We start from the raw sequence: 18,241 nt of genomic DNA on the forward strand, positions 1-18,241 counted from the left end.
TTCGTTTATTATTTAAGATGTGAATTAACTATTAGCACCGACAACATTATTGTCAAGACGGGCGCATCAGCAATGCGCGCCCGGTAAAATAAAACCTGATGAATAATGAAAAAGTTTAACCCATGAAACTTTTTGCGTTTATTTCCCCCGCCCGTCCAGCTGAATTTGCGGCAAGGCGCTGAGCCGTTCAAATGCATAATCCCAAAAGGCGCGCACCTTCAGCGGCATGTGCTGCGCATGCTGCGCCACCAGCTGTACCGGCATCGGCAACGGCTCATGATCCGTCAACAGCCGCACCAGCGTACCGGCGGCCAAATCGTCCGCCACCTGATACGAGAGCAACCGGGCGACGCCCTTGCCGGCGCGCACCGCCAGCAGTTGCGCTTCCACGTCGTTGAGCAACAGCCGGGGCGTCAATCGCACGCGCTCGCCGTTTTCCTGCGGGCCGAAGCGCCATTCGCGCAGCGACGGCCGCTGGGTGCCGACGATGGTGGCGTGCTCCGCCAGCTGCGCCGGCGATCGCGGTTCACCGCAGCGCGCCAGGTAATCCGGGCTGGCGACCGTCACCCGGCTGACCTGCCCCAGCCGCCGCGCCACGCGGGAAGAGTCCTGCAGATGACCGATGCGCACCGCGATATCCAACCCTTCGTCAATCAGATCGAGATTGCGATCGTTCAATACCATTTCTATCTGCATCTGCGGGTAATCATCGAGAAATGCCATCACCACCGGCGCCACGTACCGGCGGCCGAACTGCACCGGCGAGGTAACGCGCAGCAAGCCGCTCAGCTGCGCTTCGGCGGTATCCTGCACCACCGCCTGATAATCCTGCAGCAGCTGTTGCGCGCGCTCCAACAGCCGCGCACCCGCCTCGGTGGGCGCCAGCCGCCGGGTCGTGCGCTCCACCAATCGGGTGCCGAAACGCTGTTCCAGCGCGGCGATGGCCCGGGTGATCGCCGGCGCCGAACGCCGCAGTTTGCGCCCGGCCGCCGCCAGGCTGCCTTGCTGCACCACCGCCACGAAAATCGCCAACTCGTCTAACCGATCCATAGATTCTTCCGAAAATTGAAATTATCAATTTCCACATTGCCGGATTTCGCTCGTTCAACGCAAGAGTATGCTGACAAAAAGCACTGAGGAGAAACGCCATGTCCACCATCACACTCTACGGCACCCCGCTTTCCGGCCACGTTCATCGCGTGGCGTTGCTGCTGCGCATGCTGGCGCTGCCCTATGCATGGGTCGAAGCCTCGGCGGACGTACGGCAGAGCGCAGCCTTCCGCCGGCTCAACCCGTTCGGCCAGATCCCGGTCTTGCAGGATGGCGATCTGACGCTGGCCGACAGCAACGCCATTCTGGTCTATCTGGTGAAGCGCTATGCGCCGGACAGCCACTGGCTGCCGGAACAGCCGGCCGCGGCGGCGCGAGTGCAGGCCTGGCTTTCCAAAGCCGCCGGTGAAGTCCGCTACGGCCCGGCGGCCTGCCGACTGATCGCCCAATTCGCCGTGCCGGAGGACTATCAGGCGGCGCGGGCGGTCAGCGATCGTTTCCTGCCGCAGATGGAACAGCATCTGAGCGAGCGGGACTACCTGGCCACCGAACACCCCACCATCGCCGATCTGGCCTGCCACAGCTACGTGGCGGTCGCGGCTGAAGGCGGCATTTCGCTGTCGCCTTACCCTGCGATACGTCGCTGGGCGGCGCGCATCGCTGTACTGCCCGGCTACTTTGCCATGCCGGCCCTGCCGGAACCGGCGGGGAGCTGACGCCATGATCCCGCAACTGTTCCATCCCGATGAGCTGCGCGCACAGACGCTGGCCGGGTTTGGCGGCGTAGGCGGCGGCATCTACCCCGCGATGCCGGATCAGCACCGCGCGTTTTTCGCCGCGCTGCCCTACCTGTTTGTCGCCACGCTGGATGAACAAGGCTGGCCCATCGCCACCCTGTTCACCGGCCCGCCCGGATTTTTACGCACGCCGGACGACACGCATTTACGCATCAGCGCGCCGCGCCGCGGCGACGATCCCGCCCAGGCGCTGTTGCTGCCCGGCAAGCCGGTCGGCGCGCTGGGGCTGGATTTCAGCAACCGGCGGCGCAACCGCGCCAACGGCGCCATCGGCCGCACCGACAAAAACCGGGTGGAAATCCTCGTTCAGCAAAGCTTCGGCAACTGCCCGCAGTACATTCAGCGCCGCGAACTCTACCCGGTGGACAGCCGGCCGCAGCCGGTTGAGCATTTGGCCGTGCTGGATGCGGCGGCGCAGGCGCTGATCCGCGCCGCGGACACCTGCTTCGTCGCCAGCTGCGCGCACCTGACACTGCCGCAGGGCGGCGTGGATATTTCCCATCGCGGCGGCCGCCCCGGCTTTATCCACCTGGAAGGTGACACGCTGTGGATGCCGGACTTTCGCGGCAACCGCTACATGAACACGCTGGGCAATCTGCTGGCCGAACCGCGGGCGGCGCTGCTGTTCATCGATTTCGATCGCGGCGACGTGCTGCATCTGCAGGGGGAAACGCAAATCCTCTGGCAGGCGGAAGGGGATCCCGGCGTCGAAGGAGCGGAACGCTATTGGCGGTTTGACGTGCGCCGCGCCTGGCGTTTTGCGGCGGCGCTGCCGTGGCGAGGGCGCAATCTGGAGTATTCGCCGGCGACGCTGGCGACCGGGGTGTGGCGCCGCTGAGCTGAAATGAAAAGCCCCGCGGCGGCGGGGCTGGATCGGAAATTACAGGCTGTGTTCGGCCGCCGATGCGGCCTGATAAAGCTGACGAAAATAATTCAACCGCGCAAAGAACAGGCGGCTTTGCTGCTCCGACATATTGCCGGCCACCTGCCCGGCGTCAATCTGCCGCCCTTGCCATTCCATCAGGGCGATGCTCGACGCCAAAAAATCCATTTCGCTGCCGTAGGCCGCGAGATGTCTGTCCACTGATTTCATCATTCGCACACTCCTTTTAATCACATCGAAAAGGGTCATATGCCTGCTCTTTCAGTATCGACCCGACGGCGGATATTTTTTGTACAGAAGATGCGCAGTGAGAAAACGGCCATCTTGCCGTCGCGTTGGCAAACGGCGGCGGCAAAGTTTGCTAGGGTAAAGGGGAGCCGTATGGAATAGACCACTCCGTTGAACTCAGCAAAGGAAGAGACTCATGAGCATCAGTATCCGCGCCACCCTCAAGGATCCCACGCTGTTCCGCGAGGCCAATTACATCGACGGGCAATGGTTGCCGGCCCAGGAAGGCCGCACGATCGCCATTCATAACCCCGCCAACGGCGAGCGGATCGGCCATGTGCCGGCCTTCGGCGCCGAAGAAACCGCGCGCGCCATCGCCGCCGCCAAAAAAGCGCTGCCCGCCTGGCGCGCGCTGACCGCCAAAGAGCGCGCCGGCAAGCTGCGGCGACTTTTTGAGCTGATGATGGAAAATCAGGAAGATCTGGCGCGCATCATGACGGCGGAACAGGGCAAACCGTTGGCCGAAAGCCGCGGTGAAATCACCTATGCCGCCTCCTTTATCGAATGGTTCGCCGAGGAAGGCAAGCGGGTGTATGGCGACACCATTCCACAGCCGCAGGCCGGTCGCCGCATTATCGTGCAAAAAGAGCCGATCGGCGTGTTCGCCGCCATCACCCCGTGGAACTTCCCGGCGGCGATGATCACCCGTAAAGCCGGCCCCGGCTGGGCCGCCGGCTGCACCGGGGTGATCCGCCCCGCCAGCCAAACGCCGTTCTCGGCGCTGGCGATCGCCGTGCTGGCGGAGCGCGCCGGGTTGCCCGCCGGGGTGTGCAACGTGATAACCGGCCCCAGCAAAGGCATCGGCGGCGAACTCACCGCCAACCCGGACGTGCGTAAACTCTCCTTCACCGGCAGCACCGAAGTGGGGGCGCAGCTGCTGGCCCAGTGTGCGCCCACCATCAAGAAAACCAGCATGGAGCTGGGCGGCAACGCGCCGTTTATCGTGTTTGACGACGCCGATCTGGACGCCGCCGTGGCCGGCGCGGTCGCCTCGAAATACCGCAACGCCGGCCAGACCTGCGTCTGCACCAACCGTTTTCTGGTGCAAGACGGCGTATACGATGCCTTCGCCGCCAAACTGAAAGCCGCCGTCGCCAAGCTGAAAGTCGGCAACGGCCTGGATGACGGCGTCACCATCGGCCCGTTGATTAACCCGGACGCGGTGGAGAAAGTGCGCGAGCACATCGCCGACGCCGTCGAGCACGGCGCCTCGGTGCTGCTGGGCGGCAAGCCTGACGCGCTGGGCGGCAATTTCTTCAGCCCGACCATCCTGACCGACGTGCCGCGCACGGCGAAAATCTTCCGCGAGGAGACGTTCGGCCCGGTGGCACCCCTGATCCGCTTCAGCCAGGAAGCCGACGCCGTCGAACTGGCTAACGACACGCCGTTCGGCCTGGCCGCTTACTTCTACAGCCGCGACATCGGCCGGGTGATGCGCGTGGCCGAAGCGCTGGAGTACGGCATTGTCGGCATCAACGAAGGGCTGATCTCCACCGAAGTGGCGCCGTTCGGCGGCATGAAACACTCCGGTTTGGGCCGTGAAGGCTCAAAATACGGCATCGAAGACTATCTCGAGATCAAATACCTGTGCCTCGGCGGTTTGGACGCCTGATGCGAGGGTCCCCGCGTCTGCGGGGGCCCTGTCTGGCGGTTTTGGGGAGCCTTTGCTACCTTTAGGCATCTTTTCAGCGGTTAAAAGGAATTGCCTCTATGCAGCCTCTCTCGGTACACCTGCCCGGTTTTTACGTCGTCGGCCTGACAATCAGAACCACCAATCAGGACGAAACCCAGCCCGAGACGGCTAAAATCCCGGCGCTGTGGTCAGACTTTTTCGCCACGTCGCCCGCCATGCCGGTTTACGGGGTCTACTCCAATTACGCCTCCGACGCCAGCGGGCCGTTTGACGTCACCGCCGGCAGCGCGGCAGAGAGCGGTTTGCACATCCAACCCGGCCGCTATCTGGTGTTCCAGGCCCGTGGCGCCATGCCGGCGGCGGTTATCGCAGGCTGGCAAGCCATCTGGGCCTACTTCGAGCAACACCCGGAAATCGAACGTCGCTTCCTGACCGACTTCGAAGCCTATACCGGCCTCGAGGCGGTCGATATCCATATCGGCTGCCGCTAACGTAACAGTGAGATCGACGATGATCACCTTCTCCCCCGCCATTCCGATCCTGCGCATTTTTGCGGTCGATAAGGCCAAAGAGTTTTATCTGGACTTTCTCGGCTTCACGCTGGAGTGGGAGCACCGTTTCAGCGAAGATCTGCCGCTGTACATGCAGATCGCCCGCTCAGAGCTGACGCTGCACCTGAGCGAACACTATGGCGACAGCACGCCCGGCGCCGCCATTTTCATCCCGGTGCACGATATCGACGCGCTGCACCAGGAGCTCACGGCCAAAAACTATCGCTATGCCAGGCCGGGGCTGGAGGTTGTCGACTGGGGCAAAGAGCTCAACCTCACCGATCCGTTCGGCAACCGCCTGCGGTTTTGCGAACAGAGCCCCCCGGCCTGATCGGCGTTATGGTCGGTAGTCCGCCTCGCTGACCGGCTCCAGCCAGGTCACCGGGCTGCCGTCCACCGCTTCGGCGATGGCGATATGGGTCATGGCGGTGTCCGGTGTCGCACCGTGCCAGTGTTTGACGTCGGCCGGTATCCAAACGATATCGCCGGGGTGCATCTCCTGCGTCTTCTCGCCCCACATCTGGATCCACCCGCGCCCCTGAGTGACGATCAGCGTCTGGCCGAGCGGATGCGTATGCCATGCCGTGCGGGCGCCGGGTTCGAAGGTGACGGTCGCGCCGCCTACCCTGGCCGGCGCGTCACCGGCGAACGGCGCGTCGATGCGTACCTGCCCGGTAAAATAATCCGCCGAACCGCGCTGTGATGGGATAGAACCGCTGCGTTGTATTTTCATCTGTCGTGTCCTCCACGTCGGCTTTCCAACCTACGCTGATAGTTATGAGTCAGTGATGCCAAGATAGCGCCGTGTTTTTCCGGTGACTAGCGGGTAAAATGCGCAAGGAGCTATGAGCTCAATTCATAAATCTACGCGCGACAGCGCCCCAACCTTGCTCTCCGGTGCCGGTATGTTGAAAGAAAACTTTAACGATCTGATCGCTTTCCTGATGGTCGCCAGGGAACGCAGCTTCACCAAAGCGGCGGCGCAGCTTGGCGTTTCCCAATCGGCACTCAGCCACGCTATTCGCGGCCTGGAAGAACGCCTGGCGCTGCGTTTGCTCACGCGCACCACTCGCAGCGTCGCCCCCACCGAGGCCGGTGAGCGGCTGCTCAACAGCATTGGCCCGCGCTTGGCGGAGATTGAAAGCGAGCTGAACGCGCTGGGTGAAATGCGCGATCGGCCCGCCGGCAACATCCGCATCACCGCCGGCGAACACGCGGTGGATGCGGTGCTATGGCCGGTGCTGCGCACTTTTCTCGTCGATTACCCGGATATCAACGTGGAAATCACCGTCGACAACAGCCTGACCGACATCGTCGCCGGGCGATTCGACGCCGGCATTCGGCTGGGGGAACAGGTGGCGAAGGACATGGTCGCGGTGCGCATCGGGCCGGACATGCGCATGGTGCCCGTCGCCTCCCCTGACTATTTCGCCCGTTACGGCCTCCCCGCTACGCCGCAAGCGCTGCAAAACCATCGCTGCATCAACATGCGCCTGCCCACCCTCGGCGGGCTGTACGCCTGGGAATTTGCCCGCGATGGCCGGGAGATTAAAGTGCGGGTAGAGGGGCAACTGACCTTCAACAGCCTGCGCCAGCGAATCGACGCCGCGCAGCTCGGCCTCGGCATCGCCTTTGTGCCGGAAGATACCGTCGCCGAGCCGCTGGCCGACGGTCGCTTGCTGATGGCGCTGGACGATTGGTGCCCGCCGTTTCCCGGTTATTACCTCTATTATCCAAGCCGCAGGCAACACACTACCGCCTTTGCGCTGCTGATTGAGGCGCTGCGACCCGGGGCTTAACGCCCGACGTTCTTCTGCAGATGCGCCGGGTAACGATCGCCGATCACATCGATAGCGGAGAGCGCACGCTCGATCTCGCCCATTTCGTCCGCCGCCAACACCACCGACGCCGCCGCAAGGTTTTCTTCCAGCCGGTGACGCTTGGTGGTTCCCGGGATCGGCACGATCCACGGCTGCTGGGCCAGCAGCCAGGCCAGGGCGATCTGCGCCGGCGTCACACCTTTGCGCTGCGCTATCTGCCCCAGCACGCTCACCAGCGCCTGATTGGCCCGGCGCGCTTCGGCGCTGAAGCGCGGCACCACGTTGCGAAAATCGCCGCCGTCAAAGGTGGTGTCCTCGGTAATGGCGCCGGTGAGAAAGCCCTTGCCGAGCGGGCTGAACGGCACCAGACCGATGCCCAGCTCTGCCAGCGTCGGCAAGATTTCACGCTCCGGTTCGCGCCACCACAGCGAATATTCGCTTTGCAGCGCCGTGACCGGCTGCACCGCGTGAGCTCGCCGAATGGTTTGCGCACCGGCTTCCGACAGGCCGAAATACTTCACTTTCCCTTCGCGAATCAGTTGCTGCACCGTACCGGCCACCTCCTCGATAGGCACCTCAGGATCGACACGGTGCTGATACAGCAAATCGATCGTCTCTATCCGCAGGCGCTTCAACGAGCCTTCCACCGCCTGGCGAATATGCTCCGGACGGCTGTTCAACACCTGCTGCCCCGCCGGCTGCGGCAGATCGAAACCGAACTTGGTGGCGATGACGACCCGATCGCGCACCGGCGCCAGCGCTTCGCCCAACAATTCCTCGTTCGTGAACGGACCATAAATCTCGGCGGTATCGAAGAACGTCACGCCCTCGTCAACCGCGGCACGGATCAGATCGACCGCCTGCCGTTTGTCGGTGGCCGGGCCGTAACCAAAGCTCAGTCCCATACAGCCCAACCCCAACGCCGAGACTTCCAGCCCTTCGCGCCCCAATTTGCGTGTTTGCATCTTCACTCCCCCACTGATTGATACCGGCCCCGCCTGACGCGGAGCCGTTCCGGTGTGATGACTGTAAAACGCGACTGCCGCCATGACTATGGGGCGAAATACGCTTGAGCTTATGAGCCAGGCTCATAAATCAAACGTCATCGTTGAGCGCTTGTCCGATCGCCTCCTCACACTGCAAGATATTATGGTGGTGACAAGCCAGCGGGATAATCTTGAGCTGCGCGCAAACCGCGCCCAGCCCATTATCTTCCAGCGCCAGCAGCGGCGCCGTTACCGCCTCCGGCAACTGCGGGTTACCCTCCGTCGCCTTAAACAGCGTCACTTTCGTGGTCTGCAATCGGCGGCTCAGCCTTCCCTCAGACAGCCGCCGCTCCGCCTGCCCGGCGGCCATGGCGCGTGTCGCCGCCTCCCCCTCGATGCCCAGCGCAGGCAGCAGTTGCTCCAGCGGCAGCTCCGCCGTGGTCTGCAGATAGAAGCTGTCCAGCAGATACAGCTGCACGTTACGGCAGCCGCGCGCCTCCAGGCGAGCGGCGATCTCCAGCGCGATGATGCCCCCCAGCGACCACCCGAGAATGCGCACCGGCCCGGCGTCTTGCAGCAGGCCGGCGGCAATCATGTCGTTCAAATACCGTTCGGCCAGCTCGCCGAGCGAGTCGATGGTCGGTTGATGGTAAAGATTATGGTTATCGACGCCATAGCAATTGAGTCGCCCTTGCAACGGCTGAGCGAAAGCATGAAACGCCTCCGCGCCCACCAGCGCCGGGTGGATCATCCACACCGCGGGCACGCCGTCTGTCCGGCGGTTAAGCGGCATGACCAAACGGCGCTCGTTGGCGGCCAGCAGATTTTTCAGGGTGCGGCTTTGCAATAGCTGCACCACCGGCACCGGCGCGGCCATCAGTTCGCCCATGCCGACGCACAGGGAGATCGCCTTGATCGAGGTGCCGCCCAGCAGGAAGAAATCGTCCGTCATGCCGACCTGCTCGCACTGCAGCGCCTCCTGCCACAATGCGCACAACTGCTGCTCCAGCGCGTTCGCGGGAGCGACATAGGCCTGCGGCTCATTCGCCGTCGGCGCCGGCAACGCCTTGCGATCCAGCTTGCCGCTGGAGTTGTACGGCAACGCTTCCAGCCGCACCAGCGCCGCAGGCAGCATGTATAGCGGCAATTGCCCGCTCATAAAGGCCAGCAGCGCCGACTCCTCCAGCGGCGCCTCACTGACGTAATACAGCGCCAGACGCTGCCGATGCGCCTCTGACAGCACCACGGCGCAGCAGGATTTGATCGCGCCGAACGCCAGCGCACATTGCTCGACCTCCCCCAGCTCGACGCGGTAGCCATTGATTTTCACCTGAAAATCCATACGGCCGAGGAACTCCAGATTGCCGTCCGGCAAATAGCGCCCGGCATCGCCGGTTCGATAAAGCCGCTCCCCCAATTCCGGATGGTAGATGAACTTTTCCTCGGTCAGCGACGGATTGCGGTAATAGCCGCGCGCTACGCCAGCGCCACCGATGTACTGCTCCCCCGGTAAGCAAGGCGGCAACACGCGCAGATGGCGATCCAGCACATAGAAACGCTGATGAGCCATCGCCTGGCCATAAGGCACGCTGGGCGCCAGGATCGGCGTTTCCGGAATGTCGTACAAAATCGACCAAATGGAGCTTTCGGTCGCGCCCCCGGCGCTGACGACCCGGCACCCTGGCCGCCATTGGCGAATGCGCGCCGGCAGTGAACGCGAGATCACCTCGCCCACCAGCACCACGTTGCGCAAATGCGGCCACTGCGCCTGCGACGCGGCGGACTCCAGCTGCTCCACCAGCAGCGTCATCACCGAAGGCGCGGAATTCCAGAAGGTCACCCCCTGAGTCATCAACAACCGATGCCACGCCTCCGGCTGATAGCGTTCGGTTTCGGACGGCATCACGATGGCACCGCCCACCGACAGCAGGCCGAAAATATCGAACACCGAAATGTCGAAGCTCAGCGCGCTGAGCGCCAACCCGCGATCGTCCGCACCGAGTTCCAGCTGGTGCAAGGTATCGATGATGCTGTTCACCGCGCCGCGATGTTCTATCGCCACCCCTTTCGGCGCGCCGGTAGAGCCGGAGGTGAAGATCACATAGGCCAGCGCGGAAGGTGCCGGCAAAACAGCCTCGCCCGGCGGAGCCGGCGGCAACTCCATGACGGCCCCCTGCGGATCGATCGTCAACAGCCTGGCCTCGCCGCTGGCCCCCCACTCCCGGCTGCTCAAAATCACCCGGGTCTGCGACTGCGCGACGATATCGAGGCGGCGGCGTTCCGGCCAGGCGCCGTCCAGCGGCAAATAGGCCTTGCCGGCCATCAGGATCGCCAGCACCGCAATGATTTGCGCCCGCCCTTTGTCCACCATCACCGCGATGGTGTCGGCGCGCATATCCGCATGCTCGCGCAGCTGCAACGACAGCGCCAACGCACGCCGATACAGTTCACCGTAGTTCAGCTCACCCCATTCATCGACGATCGCCACCCGCTGCGGATCGCGCTCGGCCTGACGGATAAAATCATGATGGATGGCGCGTTCGAAATCGTAGGCCGGCGGACAGGATTGACGGAAGGCGCGCTGCCGCGCCGTTTCACTCGCCGATACCAGCGCCAACTGACTGACGCGCTGCTCCCCGTGATTGACGATCTGCGTGAGGATCGTCAGATAATACTCACCCAACAGCACCAGTGTGGCCGGTGCAAACAGGGCGGTGGCATAGTTGAAGATCGCCCTGCCGCCTTGCGGCGCCGACTGTATGCTCAGCGTCAAATCGAATTTGGCCGCCTGATAGTGTGTCAACAGATCCTGCGGCGCCAGCCAGGCCGGCGCTTCACCCGCCTCTTCCAGCGCGAACAGCGTCTGAAACAGCGGATGGCGCGACAGATCGCGCGGCACCTGCAGCAGCTCAATCAACTGATCCAACGGTAAATTCTGATGCCGCTGCGCCTGCAGCACGCCATCAAAGACCCGATGCACATAATCGTTCAGCGACGCTGCATCGTCTATTTGCGAGCGCAACGGCAGCGTATTGACGAAGAATCCGATCGCCGAGCGGGTCTCCGCCACCGGCCGGTTAGCGACCGGCGTGCCGACCAGAATGTCTTGCTGGCCGCTGAAGTAACCGAGCAGCAGATTAAAGGCCGCAAGATACAGCGCAAACGGCGTGACGCCTTGCCGCCGGGCGAACTGCGCCGCCTGCATCGTCAGGGCCTCCGGCAGCGCGATGACGTGATTGGCGCCGCGATGATCGAAGCGCGCCGGCCGCACGAAATCGAGCGGCATCTCCAGCGCCTGCCACCCATCCAGCGCTTGTCGCCAATACGCTTTCGCCTCATCCGCCAGCGCGGAGTCCAGCCAGCACCGCTGCCAGACGGCATAGTCGCCATATTGCAACGGCAACGCCGCCAGCTCAGCCTCCCGCCCTTGCCGCTGCGCCTGATACAGCGCATCCAACTCCTGCAGCAGCACCGGCTGCGACCAGCCGTCAAACGCCAGGTGGTGCACCAGGATCAGGCTGTAAGTCACCCGCCCGCCATCAGGCTGCGCCACCTGGTAAACGCTCGCTCTGATCGGCAACTCCGCCTCCAGGGCAAACGGCCGATCGATATCCTGCCGCAGTCTGTCCGGCCAGCGCGCCGCCTCCAGCGCCACGCGCTCCAGCGATAGCGTTTGTTCACAGGCCCGGGCGACGGCAATTTGGGACGGCTTCTGGGCAATCAGGCTGTGCAACACCTGATGCCGGGCGACGACCGCCTGCAGACTGCGCTCGTAAGCCGTCAGACAGACATCGTCGCCGAGACGGAACAGCATCGGCACATGATAAAGATTGCCGCCGCCGTTCAGGTTCTCGATAAACCACAGCTGCAGCTGTGAAGCGGAGAGCGGATACTCGCGTTGCCGCAGCGGCGGGATCGACATCGGCGCGGCGCCCTCCCCCTGCCGCAGCAACGCACGGCACAATGAACGGATCGTCGGGAACCGGCCCAGCTCGCTCAACGTCACCTCGATCCCCAACCGTTGACCGAGCTGGTAACAGGCCTGGATCGCCAGAAGGGAATTGCCGCCCAGCGAGAAGAAATTGTCCTCCACGCCGATATCCTGCCGCTGCAACAGATCGCGCCACACCGCCAGGCAAGCGTTCTCCCGCTCGTTCTGCGCCGCGACAAACTCGCGCGCCGTCCTTTTCGGCGGCGGCAACGCCTGTCGGGCTATCTTGCCGTTTTCGGTCAGCGGCAGCTGTGCCAGCTGCATCAGAGCCTGCGGCACCATGTAAGGAGGCAGTTGGCTGCTCAAATGCTGCGCCAAATCCTGCGGGGCGATCGCCTCATCGGCAACGAAGTAAGCGGCCAGACAGGGCTGAGGGTCGGTGACGAGCACGCAACAACAGGCGGTCACCCCCGGATAGGCAAGCGCGGCATGCTCTATTTCACCCAGCTCGATGCGGTAGCCGTTCAGCTTGACCTGCTGATCGAGACGCCCCAGGAACTCCACATTGCCGTCCTCGAGCCACCGGCCCGCGTCGCCGGTGCGATACACCCGCTCCTGCAGCTCCTCATGCCAGAAGAAACTCTCGGCGGTGCGTTGCGGATCGCCGTAATACTCGCGCGCCAACCCTTCACCGGCCAGATAGATCTCCCCGCGCACGCCCGGCGCCGCGGGCCGTCGTCCGGCATCCAGAATGTAGCAACGCTGGTGCGGCAACGGTTTACCGTAAGGGATGCTGACCGAGCGAATTTTCTCGCCTCGCGGCACCTCATACAGCATGGTGAAGATCGCCGCCTCCGTAGCGCCGCCGGCGCTGCAGAAGCGGACGTGCGGCGCCCAGGCCAGGCAGCGTTCCGGCAGCGAGGTGGCGATCCAGTCGCCCCCCACCATCACCGCCCGCAGCGCCGGCGCAGGCCCGGCCGCCAGCCCCGCGCCGTTTACATAGTCCAGCAACAGCTCCATCAGGGCCGGTGCGCTCAACCATTGCGTCACTCGATGTGTCATCATCAGCTGATACCAGGCTTGCGGATTGACCCGATCTCGCTCGGCCGGCATCACAACCGCGCCGCCCGCGCTCAACGGGCTGAAAATATCGAAGATCGCCAGATCGAAGCTCAACGCGCTGAGCGCCAGGCTGCGATCCCGCTCGTTGAACCCGAAATACCGCCGAACGCCTTCCAGCATGTTCACCGCGCTGCGATGTTCGATCGCCACGCCCTTGGGCGTGCCGGTCGAGCCCGAAGTGAAAATGATATAGGCCAGGCTGTCAGGACCGGCCTCCACCACCGGCAGACGCCTCTCCGGCAGCGGCAACTGCGCCGCCAGCCCGCCGGCATTCAGTTCGACCAGGTTGATCTCGTCGCAGGCCCAGGGCGCATCGCTGAGCAACGTATTGATGCCGGCCTGCGCCATCACCTTCAGCCGCCGCTGCGGCGGCCATGTCGCCTCCATCGGCAAAAACGCCTTGCCGCACATCAGCGCCGCCAACAGGGCGATCGGCTGCCGGCGCCCCTTGTCGGCGACGACGGCGATGGCGTCGCCGGTCATCTTGCCCTGCACACGCAGTTGAGTGGCCAGCGTTAACGCCGCCTCGTGCAGTTCGCCGTACGTCATTTCCCCCTGCGCGTCGATCACCGCGACGGCCTGCGGATTGCGCTGCGCATGCCGCACGAAATCCTGTTGCAGGCAGCGTTCAAACGCATAGCTAAAGGCCGGCGCCGCAGGCAGCGCCGGGCTCTGCGGCTGCAGACGAATATTTTCCAGCGGCCAGTCATCGTGACGCGCCATCTGTTGCAATAGGGCGAGATAGTAGCCGGCCAACCGATCCATCGACGCTTTGCTGAACAGCGCCGACGCGAAGTTGAAGCGCGCGCGCATCTGCTCCCCCTGCGGCGTCAGCGTGAGCGTCAGATCGAACTTGGCGGTGCGCTCATCCGCGCTCAGATCGACCACCGACAGCCAGTCCGGACGCGCCGGTGCGCCGCTCTCGCCCTCCAGCGCGAACATGACCTGGAACAGCGGGTGCCGCGAAAAGTCGCGCGGCAGCGCCAGAGCGTCCACCAGCGCCTCCAGCGACAGCGTCTGATGCTGCTGCGCCCGCAGCGTCGTGGCCGCAACCTCTCGCACAAACTCGGCAACGCCCTGACGGGGGTCGATCTGCCGGCGTAAAGGCAGCGTATTGACAAAGAACCCGATCAGATTCCCCAGCTCAGGGCGATTGCGGTTCGCCAGCGGCGTACCCACCATGACATCGTTCTGACCGCTGTAGCGGGCAAGCAACAGCATGAACCCCGCCAGCATCACGGCATGCAGCGTCACGCCCTCTCGGCGCGCCAACGCCTCCAGCGCCTTCACCAGCGCCGCCGGCAGCGGCACTTCGCTGTTGTCGCCGCGTACGTCGAAGACCGCCGGCCGCAAAAAATCCACCGGCAGCGAGAGCGGCTGCCAGCCCGCCAGCTCTCGTTGCCAAAAGGCCAATTCGTCGGCCCGGCGCTGCACATTTTCCGGCGCGTGTTGCCAGCAGGCATAGTCGAGGTATTGCAGCGCCGGCTCTGTCGCTTTACGCCACGTTCCCCGATAGCGCGCGTCCAGCTCCTGCAGCACCACCTCAAGCGACCAACCGTCAAAGACGATGTGATGGAACACCAACAGACAAACGGCCGTTTCCCCGCCCGCCGCATCGCGGTAACGATAGCGCGTGGCGCGCAGCGGCAGCTCGCGCGTCAAATCCATCGGCCGGCTGCAGGCCTGCGCCAGCGCCATGTCAAACTCAGCGCTGCTCACCGTCAGCAAAGGCACCGGCAGCACGGCGTCGCTGACCCACTGGCTGGCTTCGCCCCGCTCATTCTGGCGAATCAGGCTACGCAGGATCTGGTGGCGCTCGACGATCGCCTGCAGACAGTCCGCAAAACGTTGGTCATCGATGTCCGGCGCCAGCCGCAGCAGCACCGGCGACAGATAGTGCGTGGCGTCCGCCGACAGTTGCTGAACAAACCACAATCGCGACTGCTGAAGCGACAGCGGCCCCTCCCGCAGCCCGCCGGCGAGGATGGGCGGCTCATCCGACGGCGCCTGCCGTTGAGCGGCGATATGCTCGCTCAGTGCGGCCACCGTCGGATGCTGATTCAACGTCAGCACCGAGATCTTCGCCCCCGGCAATTTATTCACTTCGTGACACAGCCTGATGGCCATAATGGAGTTGCCGCCGAGGCGGAAGAAGTTGTCGTCCATGCCGACATGGCCGCCCAGCAGCCGATTGAACAGTGCAGAAAGCTGAGTCTCCAGCGGCGTGCCCGGTTGGCGAAACGCCGTTTGCCGCTCCACCGGCAGCGGTTCCGGCAATGCCCGGTAATCGACCTTGCAGCTCACCGTCAGCGGCAGCGCTGACAGCGCCGACAGCGCCGACGGCAACATATAATGCGGCAGCTGCGCCGCCAGGCGTTGCAAGAGGTCGCCGGCCTGCGGCGTCGCGCCGGGCTTCGGCACATACCAGGCCGCCAGTTGGTCCGTCGTGCCGGGGCGCAGGGTCACCACCGCCTCGGCCACCTCGGGCAGCGCGCGCAGCTGCATTTCGATCTCGCCCAACTCGATGCGATAGCCGTTGATCTTGATCTGCTGGTCGTGTCGTCCGAGATAGTCCAGGCTGCCGTCGGCCAAGCGCCGTACCCGGTCGCCGGTGCGATACAGGCGCCGGTAAGGCTCGCGCAGTTCAAAAGGATTGGCGACGAATGCGGCTTCCGTCAGCGCCGGCAGGTTCAGGTATCCGCGCGCCAGGCCGGCGCCGGCCAGACACAGCTCGCCCTCCGCCCCCAGCGGCATTAGATTGTCATGCTCGTCAACCACATAACAACGCATATTGGCGATGGCGTGGCCGATATTGCGCGCGCCGTTGCGGCGATAGATATTCAGACTGGCGCTGACCGAAGCCTCGGTCGGGCCGTACAGATTGGCAACCTGCATGCCGCAGGCCAGGTAATGGTCGAGCGCCTCCTGCGCGGTCGCCTCGCCGCCGGTCGCGAGATAGCGCACCGAAGCCGGCAGGTCTGGCAAGGTGCCAAGCAGCGCCGGCGGCAGGAAACAGGCTTCGATGCCCCAGGCCGCCATTTGGCCGCACAACAGCGCCGGATCGCGCCGCTGCGCCTCGCCCGCGATGAACAGCCGGTGGCCGTTGCTCAGGGCCATGAACACTTCAAACACGTGCGCGTCAAAGGCCAGCGACGCGAACTGCAGGCAGTTGAGCGCGCCCGATTCATTGCGCAGCAAAAGCTGCGTATGACCCCGCACCATGTTGGCCGCGCCCCGGTGTTCGCACAGCGTGCCTTTCGGCCGCCCGCTGGTGCCGGAGGTGTAAATCACGTAGGCCAATTGCCGGGCTTCGACATTCGGCAGGCTCGCGGCATCCGCATCGGCAAGCGATTCATCCGCCGCCAGGCAAACGCCGTCCGGCGCCAGACGCCGCGCCTCCCCTTGCAATGCGCTTTCCGTCAGGACGATGGGGCTGTTCACCTCTTGCAGAATATATTCCAGGCGCTGCGCCGGCGCCGCGGGATCCAGCGGCACATAGGCACCGCCCGCCTTCATGATGGCCAGCATCGCCACCACCGCTTCCGCGCTGCGCTGCAGATACAGCGGGATCAGCGTCTCTGGCGGCATGGCGGCGCCGCGCAACCGGCGATATTCTTCCCTCAGCCGTATTGCCAGGCGATCGCTGCGCTGCGCCAGTTGGCGGTAGCTGAGCGAACCGTTGGCATCGGTTACGGCGATGCGTTCCGGATGACGGCGCACCTGGCGAGCCACGCCGTCGAGCAGTGTCGCTCCTGGGTCGGCCGTGTCCGGCTCGCTCTCCCAGGCGTCGCGGCAGCGTAAAACCTGCTGCGCCGTGAGCTGCGGCCACGCGGCTATCGGCGCGTCCGGTTCGGCTAGCGCACGCTGCAATAGCCCGAGATACTGCTCCGCCATCTCCGCCATTTGCGTGGCGTCGAACAGATCGGGCCGATAACGCAGGCGAAACTCAAAGGCCTGCTCGGTCGGCTGATACTCCAGCAGCAGTTCCGAACCGGCCAGATCGACGTTGTAACGGTGATTGACGCCGATGCGGCAACCGTCAAGCGCCAGCGGCGCATCTTTCAGGTAAGCCTGAGTGAAATTGACGTTCAGCTCGCGCACCGGGCTGAGGTTCAGCATGTCATAAACCGGCAATTGGCTGTGCCGCAGCTTGCCCGTCACCTTGAGCGCTTTGCTGTAGGCCAGCGTCGCGCGGTACAGCTGGTTGAACGTGGCTTGCGGGGCGAGCGTTAAGGGAAACACCGCGGTGTTGACCTGGGCGCCGAAAAACAGCGGCTCGCCGCCGTCCGGCGCGACGGGATAACCGATATGCACCGTGTCCTGCGCGGATTGCCGGGCGATCAGCAACGCCCACAGCGTTTTGAATATCAGGAATGGGTTGGCATATCTGACGCCAGACTTCAGCGCCTGCCACTCGGCGAACGGCAACGTAAAGCGCACTTCGCCGGCGCCGGGTGCTTCGGGGGCTTCACCGGGGAGATAAGGCAACGCTACGCGCGGGGCGCATTCGGCCAACCGGTCGCCCCAGAATGACGCGGAAGCGAAGTCCTGCTTCAACGCCGCGATATCCGCCTCATAGCGCCGGTACAATCGACAAATGTCCGTTTCATTCGCCTGCGGCGGCGCCACGGCCGCCCCGCGATTGTAATAGGCGGAAACGGCGTTGTAGAACTCCTGGCCGGACAGGCCGTCGATCAGGATATGATGAACGACAATGATCAAATTATAGCGCTGCGGCGCCAACTCAATCAGGTAGAAGCGGCACAGCGGCCCCTCCCGGAGATCGAACGGCGTATTGATTAATTTACCGGCATCGCAATCGGCATCAAGCGTTTCCAACGCAATTTTCTTCTCCGTCTTTACCCAGCGTAATTGCGGCGAGCTGTCGTCGAGGACATGGTGAAACAGAATATAGTCCCGGCACACGCCCTCGACCGCCGCGCGCAGTCGATCGACGTCCAGCGCCCCCTCAATGGTCTGATCCAGCACCAGGTTGTACTCGCAGGAGTGTGGATTGAGGACGTATTCATTCCAAAACGTGTGGGTATAGGGTGAAGCGATGATCGCGCCCATGAATCAATTCCCTTTTAATATATTCCAATAATATATGAATAGATATTTATGCATGGCATAAATACCGTGATGGTTATGCGATTGAGCTGTTAGGCGAAAACTTAAAA

At 63.6% G+C, this 18,241-nt stretch carries 11 protein-coding genes; 6 read left to right on the forward strand and 5 right to left on the reverse strand.

Going from position 1 to position 18,241, the window contains the following annotated elements; genetic code table 11:
* Positions 1–138: 138 nt before the first annotated feature.
* A complete protein-coding gene (locus ACP3TA_RS21305) occupies positions 139–1,050 on the reverse strand; it encodes a LysR family transcriptional regulator (protein WP_122016269.1) in 912 nt (303 codons plus the stop codon).
* Between the two features lie 98 nt (positions 1,051–1,148).
* Here ACP3TA_RS21305 and ACP3TA_RS21310 point away from each other — a divergent pair, with 98 nt between their 5' ends.
* Together ACP3TA_RS21310 and ACP3TA_RS21315 are read left to right on the forward strand one after the other, a co-directional pair.
* A complete protein-coding gene (locus ACP3TA_RS21310; protein ID WP_060660543.1) occupies positions 1,149–1,766 on the forward strand; it encodes a glutathione S-transferase family protein in 618 nt (205 codons plus the stop codon).
* 4 nt (positions 1,767–1,770) lie between these two features.
* A complete protein-coding gene (locus tag ACP3TA_RS21315) occupies positions 1,771–2,685 on the forward strand; it encodes a pyridoxamine 5'-phosphate oxidase family protein (RefSeq protein ID WP_033650796.1) in 915 nt (304 codons plus the stop codon).
* Between the two features lie 42 nt (positions 2,686–2,727).
* On the opposite strand, the gene ACP3TA_RS21320 is transcribed toward ACP3TA_RS21315, so the two are convergent.
* On the reverse strand, positions 2,728–2,943 hold the full coding sequence (locus ACP3TA_RS21320) for a glycogen synthase (protein ID WP_004935234.1): 216 nt from the start codon (positions 2,941–2,943) through the stop codon (positions 2,728–2,730).
* Positions 2,944–3,154: 211 nt separating this feature from the next.
* On the opposite strand from ACP3TA_RS21320, the gene gabD reads away from it, so the two are divergent.
* The 3 genes from gabD to ACP3TA_RS21335 all read left to right on the forward strand — a co-directional run bounded on the left by gabD (position 3,155) and on the right by ACP3TA_RS21335 (position 5,533).
* Positions 3,155–4,630, forward strand: a complete 1,476-nt coding sequence (gene gabD / locus ACP3TA_RS21325; protein WP_122016268.1) for an NADP-dependent succinate-semialdehyde dehydrogenase — start codon at positions 3,155–3,157, stop codon at positions 4,628–4,630.
* A 98-nt stretch (positions 4,631–4,728) separates the two neighbouring features.
* Positions 4,729–5,142 carry a GyrI-like domain-containing protein gene (locus ACP3TA_RS21330; protein WP_122016267.1) on the forward strand — a complete coding sequence of 138 codons (414 nt, stop codon included), beginning with the start codon at positions 4,729–4,731 and terminating at the stop codon, positions 5,140–5,142.
* A gap of 22 nt (positions 5,143–5,164) precedes the next feature.
* Positions 5,165–5,533 carry a glyoxalase superfamily protein gene (locus ACP3TA_RS21335; protein WP_162997208.1) on the forward strand — a complete coding sequence of 123 codons (369 nt, stop codon included), beginning with the start codon at positions 5,165–5,167 and terminating at the stop codon, positions 5,531–5,533.
* Positions 5,534–5,539: 6 nt separating this feature from the next.
* On the opposite strand, the gene ACP3TA_RS21340 is transcribed toward ACP3TA_RS21335, so the two are convergent.
* Positions 5,540–5,935 (reverse strand): (R)-mandelonitrile lyase, encoded by a 396-nt coding sequence (locus ACP3TA_RS21340; RefSeq protein WP_033643630.1) that lies wholly within the window; start codon positions 5,933–5,935, stop codon positions 5,540–5,542.
* Between the two features lie 172 nt (positions 5,936–6,107).
* On the opposite strand from ACP3TA_RS21340, the gene ACP3TA_RS21345 reads away from it, so the two are divergent.
* On the forward strand, positions 6,108–7,001 hold the full coding sequence (locus ACP3TA_RS21345; protein ID WP_142003286.1) for a LysR family transcriptional regulator: 894 nt from the start codon (positions 6,108–6,110) through the stop codon (positions 6,999–7,001).
* On the opposite strand, the gene ACP3TA_RS21350 is transcribed toward ACP3TA_RS21345, so the two are convergent.
* Both ACP3TA_RS21350 and ACP3TA_RS21355 read right to left on the reverse strand, forming a co-directional pair.
* The gene (locus ACP3TA_RS21350) at positions 6,998–7,987 is read right to left on the reverse strand and encodes an aldo/keto reductase (RefSeq protein ID WP_206196307.1); all 990 of its coding nucleotides are present in this window, start codon (positions 7,985–7,987) and stop codon (positions 6,998–7,000) included. The genes ACP3TA_RS21345 and ACP3TA_RS21350 overlap by 4 nt on opposite strands.
* A 130-nt stretch (positions 7,988–8,117) precedes the next feature.
* Positions 8,118–18,134, reverse strand: coding sequence for an amino acid adenylation domain-containing protein (locus ACP3TA_RS21355; protein ID WP_426784425.1), 10,017 nt, complete (start codon positions 18,132–18,134; stop codon positions 8,118–8,120).
* Between the last annotated feature and the right edge of the window lie 107 nt (positions 18,135–18,241).

The organism is Serratia sp. 2C06, assembly GCF_050037615.1.
Taxonomy (GTDB): domain Bacteria; phylum Pseudomonadota; class Gammaproteobacteria; order Enterobacterales; family Enterobacteriaceae; genus Serratia; species Serratia ureilytica.

Coding starts and splice junctions, on each gene's coding strand:
- ACP3TA_RS21305 (WP_122016269.1), bottom strand. CDS start 1,050: ATGGATCGGTTAGACGAGTTGGCGATTTTCGTGGCGGTGGTGCAGCAA.
- ACP3TA_RS21355 (WP_426784425.1), bottom strand. CDS start 18,134: ATGGGCGCGATCATCGCTTCACCCTATACCCACACGTTTTGGAATGAA.
- gabD (WP_122016268.1), top strand. CDS start 3,155: ATGAGCATCAGTATCCGCGCCACCCTCAAGGATCCCACGCTGTTCCGC.
- ACP3TA_RS21340 (WP_033643630.1), bottom strand. CDS start 5,935: ATGAAAATACAACGCAGCGGTTCTATCCCATCACAGCGCGGTTCGGCG.
- ACP3TA_RS21330 (WP_122016267.1), top strand. CDS start 4,729: ATGCAGCCTCTCTCGGTACACCTGCCCGGTTTTTACGTCGTCGGCCTG.
- ACP3TA_RS21350 (WP_206196307.1), bottom strand. CDS start 7,987: ATGCAAACACGCAAATTGGGGCGCGAAGGGCTGGAAGTCTCGGCGTTG.
- ACP3TA_RS21345 (WP_142003286.1), top strand. CDS start 6,108: ATGTTGAAAGAAAACTTTAACGATCTGATCGCTTTCCTGATGGTCGCC.
- ACP3TA_RS21310 (WP_060660543.1), top strand. CDS start 1,149: ATGTCCACCATCACACTCTACGGCACCCCGCTTTCCGGCCACGTTCAT.
- ACP3TA_RS21315 (WP_033650796.1), top strand. CDS start 1,771: ATGATCCCGCAACTGTTCCATCCCGATGAGCTGCGCGCACAGACGCTG.
- ACP3TA_RS21320 (WP_004935234.1), bottom strand. CDS start 2,943: ATGATGAAATCAGTGGACAGACATCTCGCGGCCTACGGCAGCGAAATG.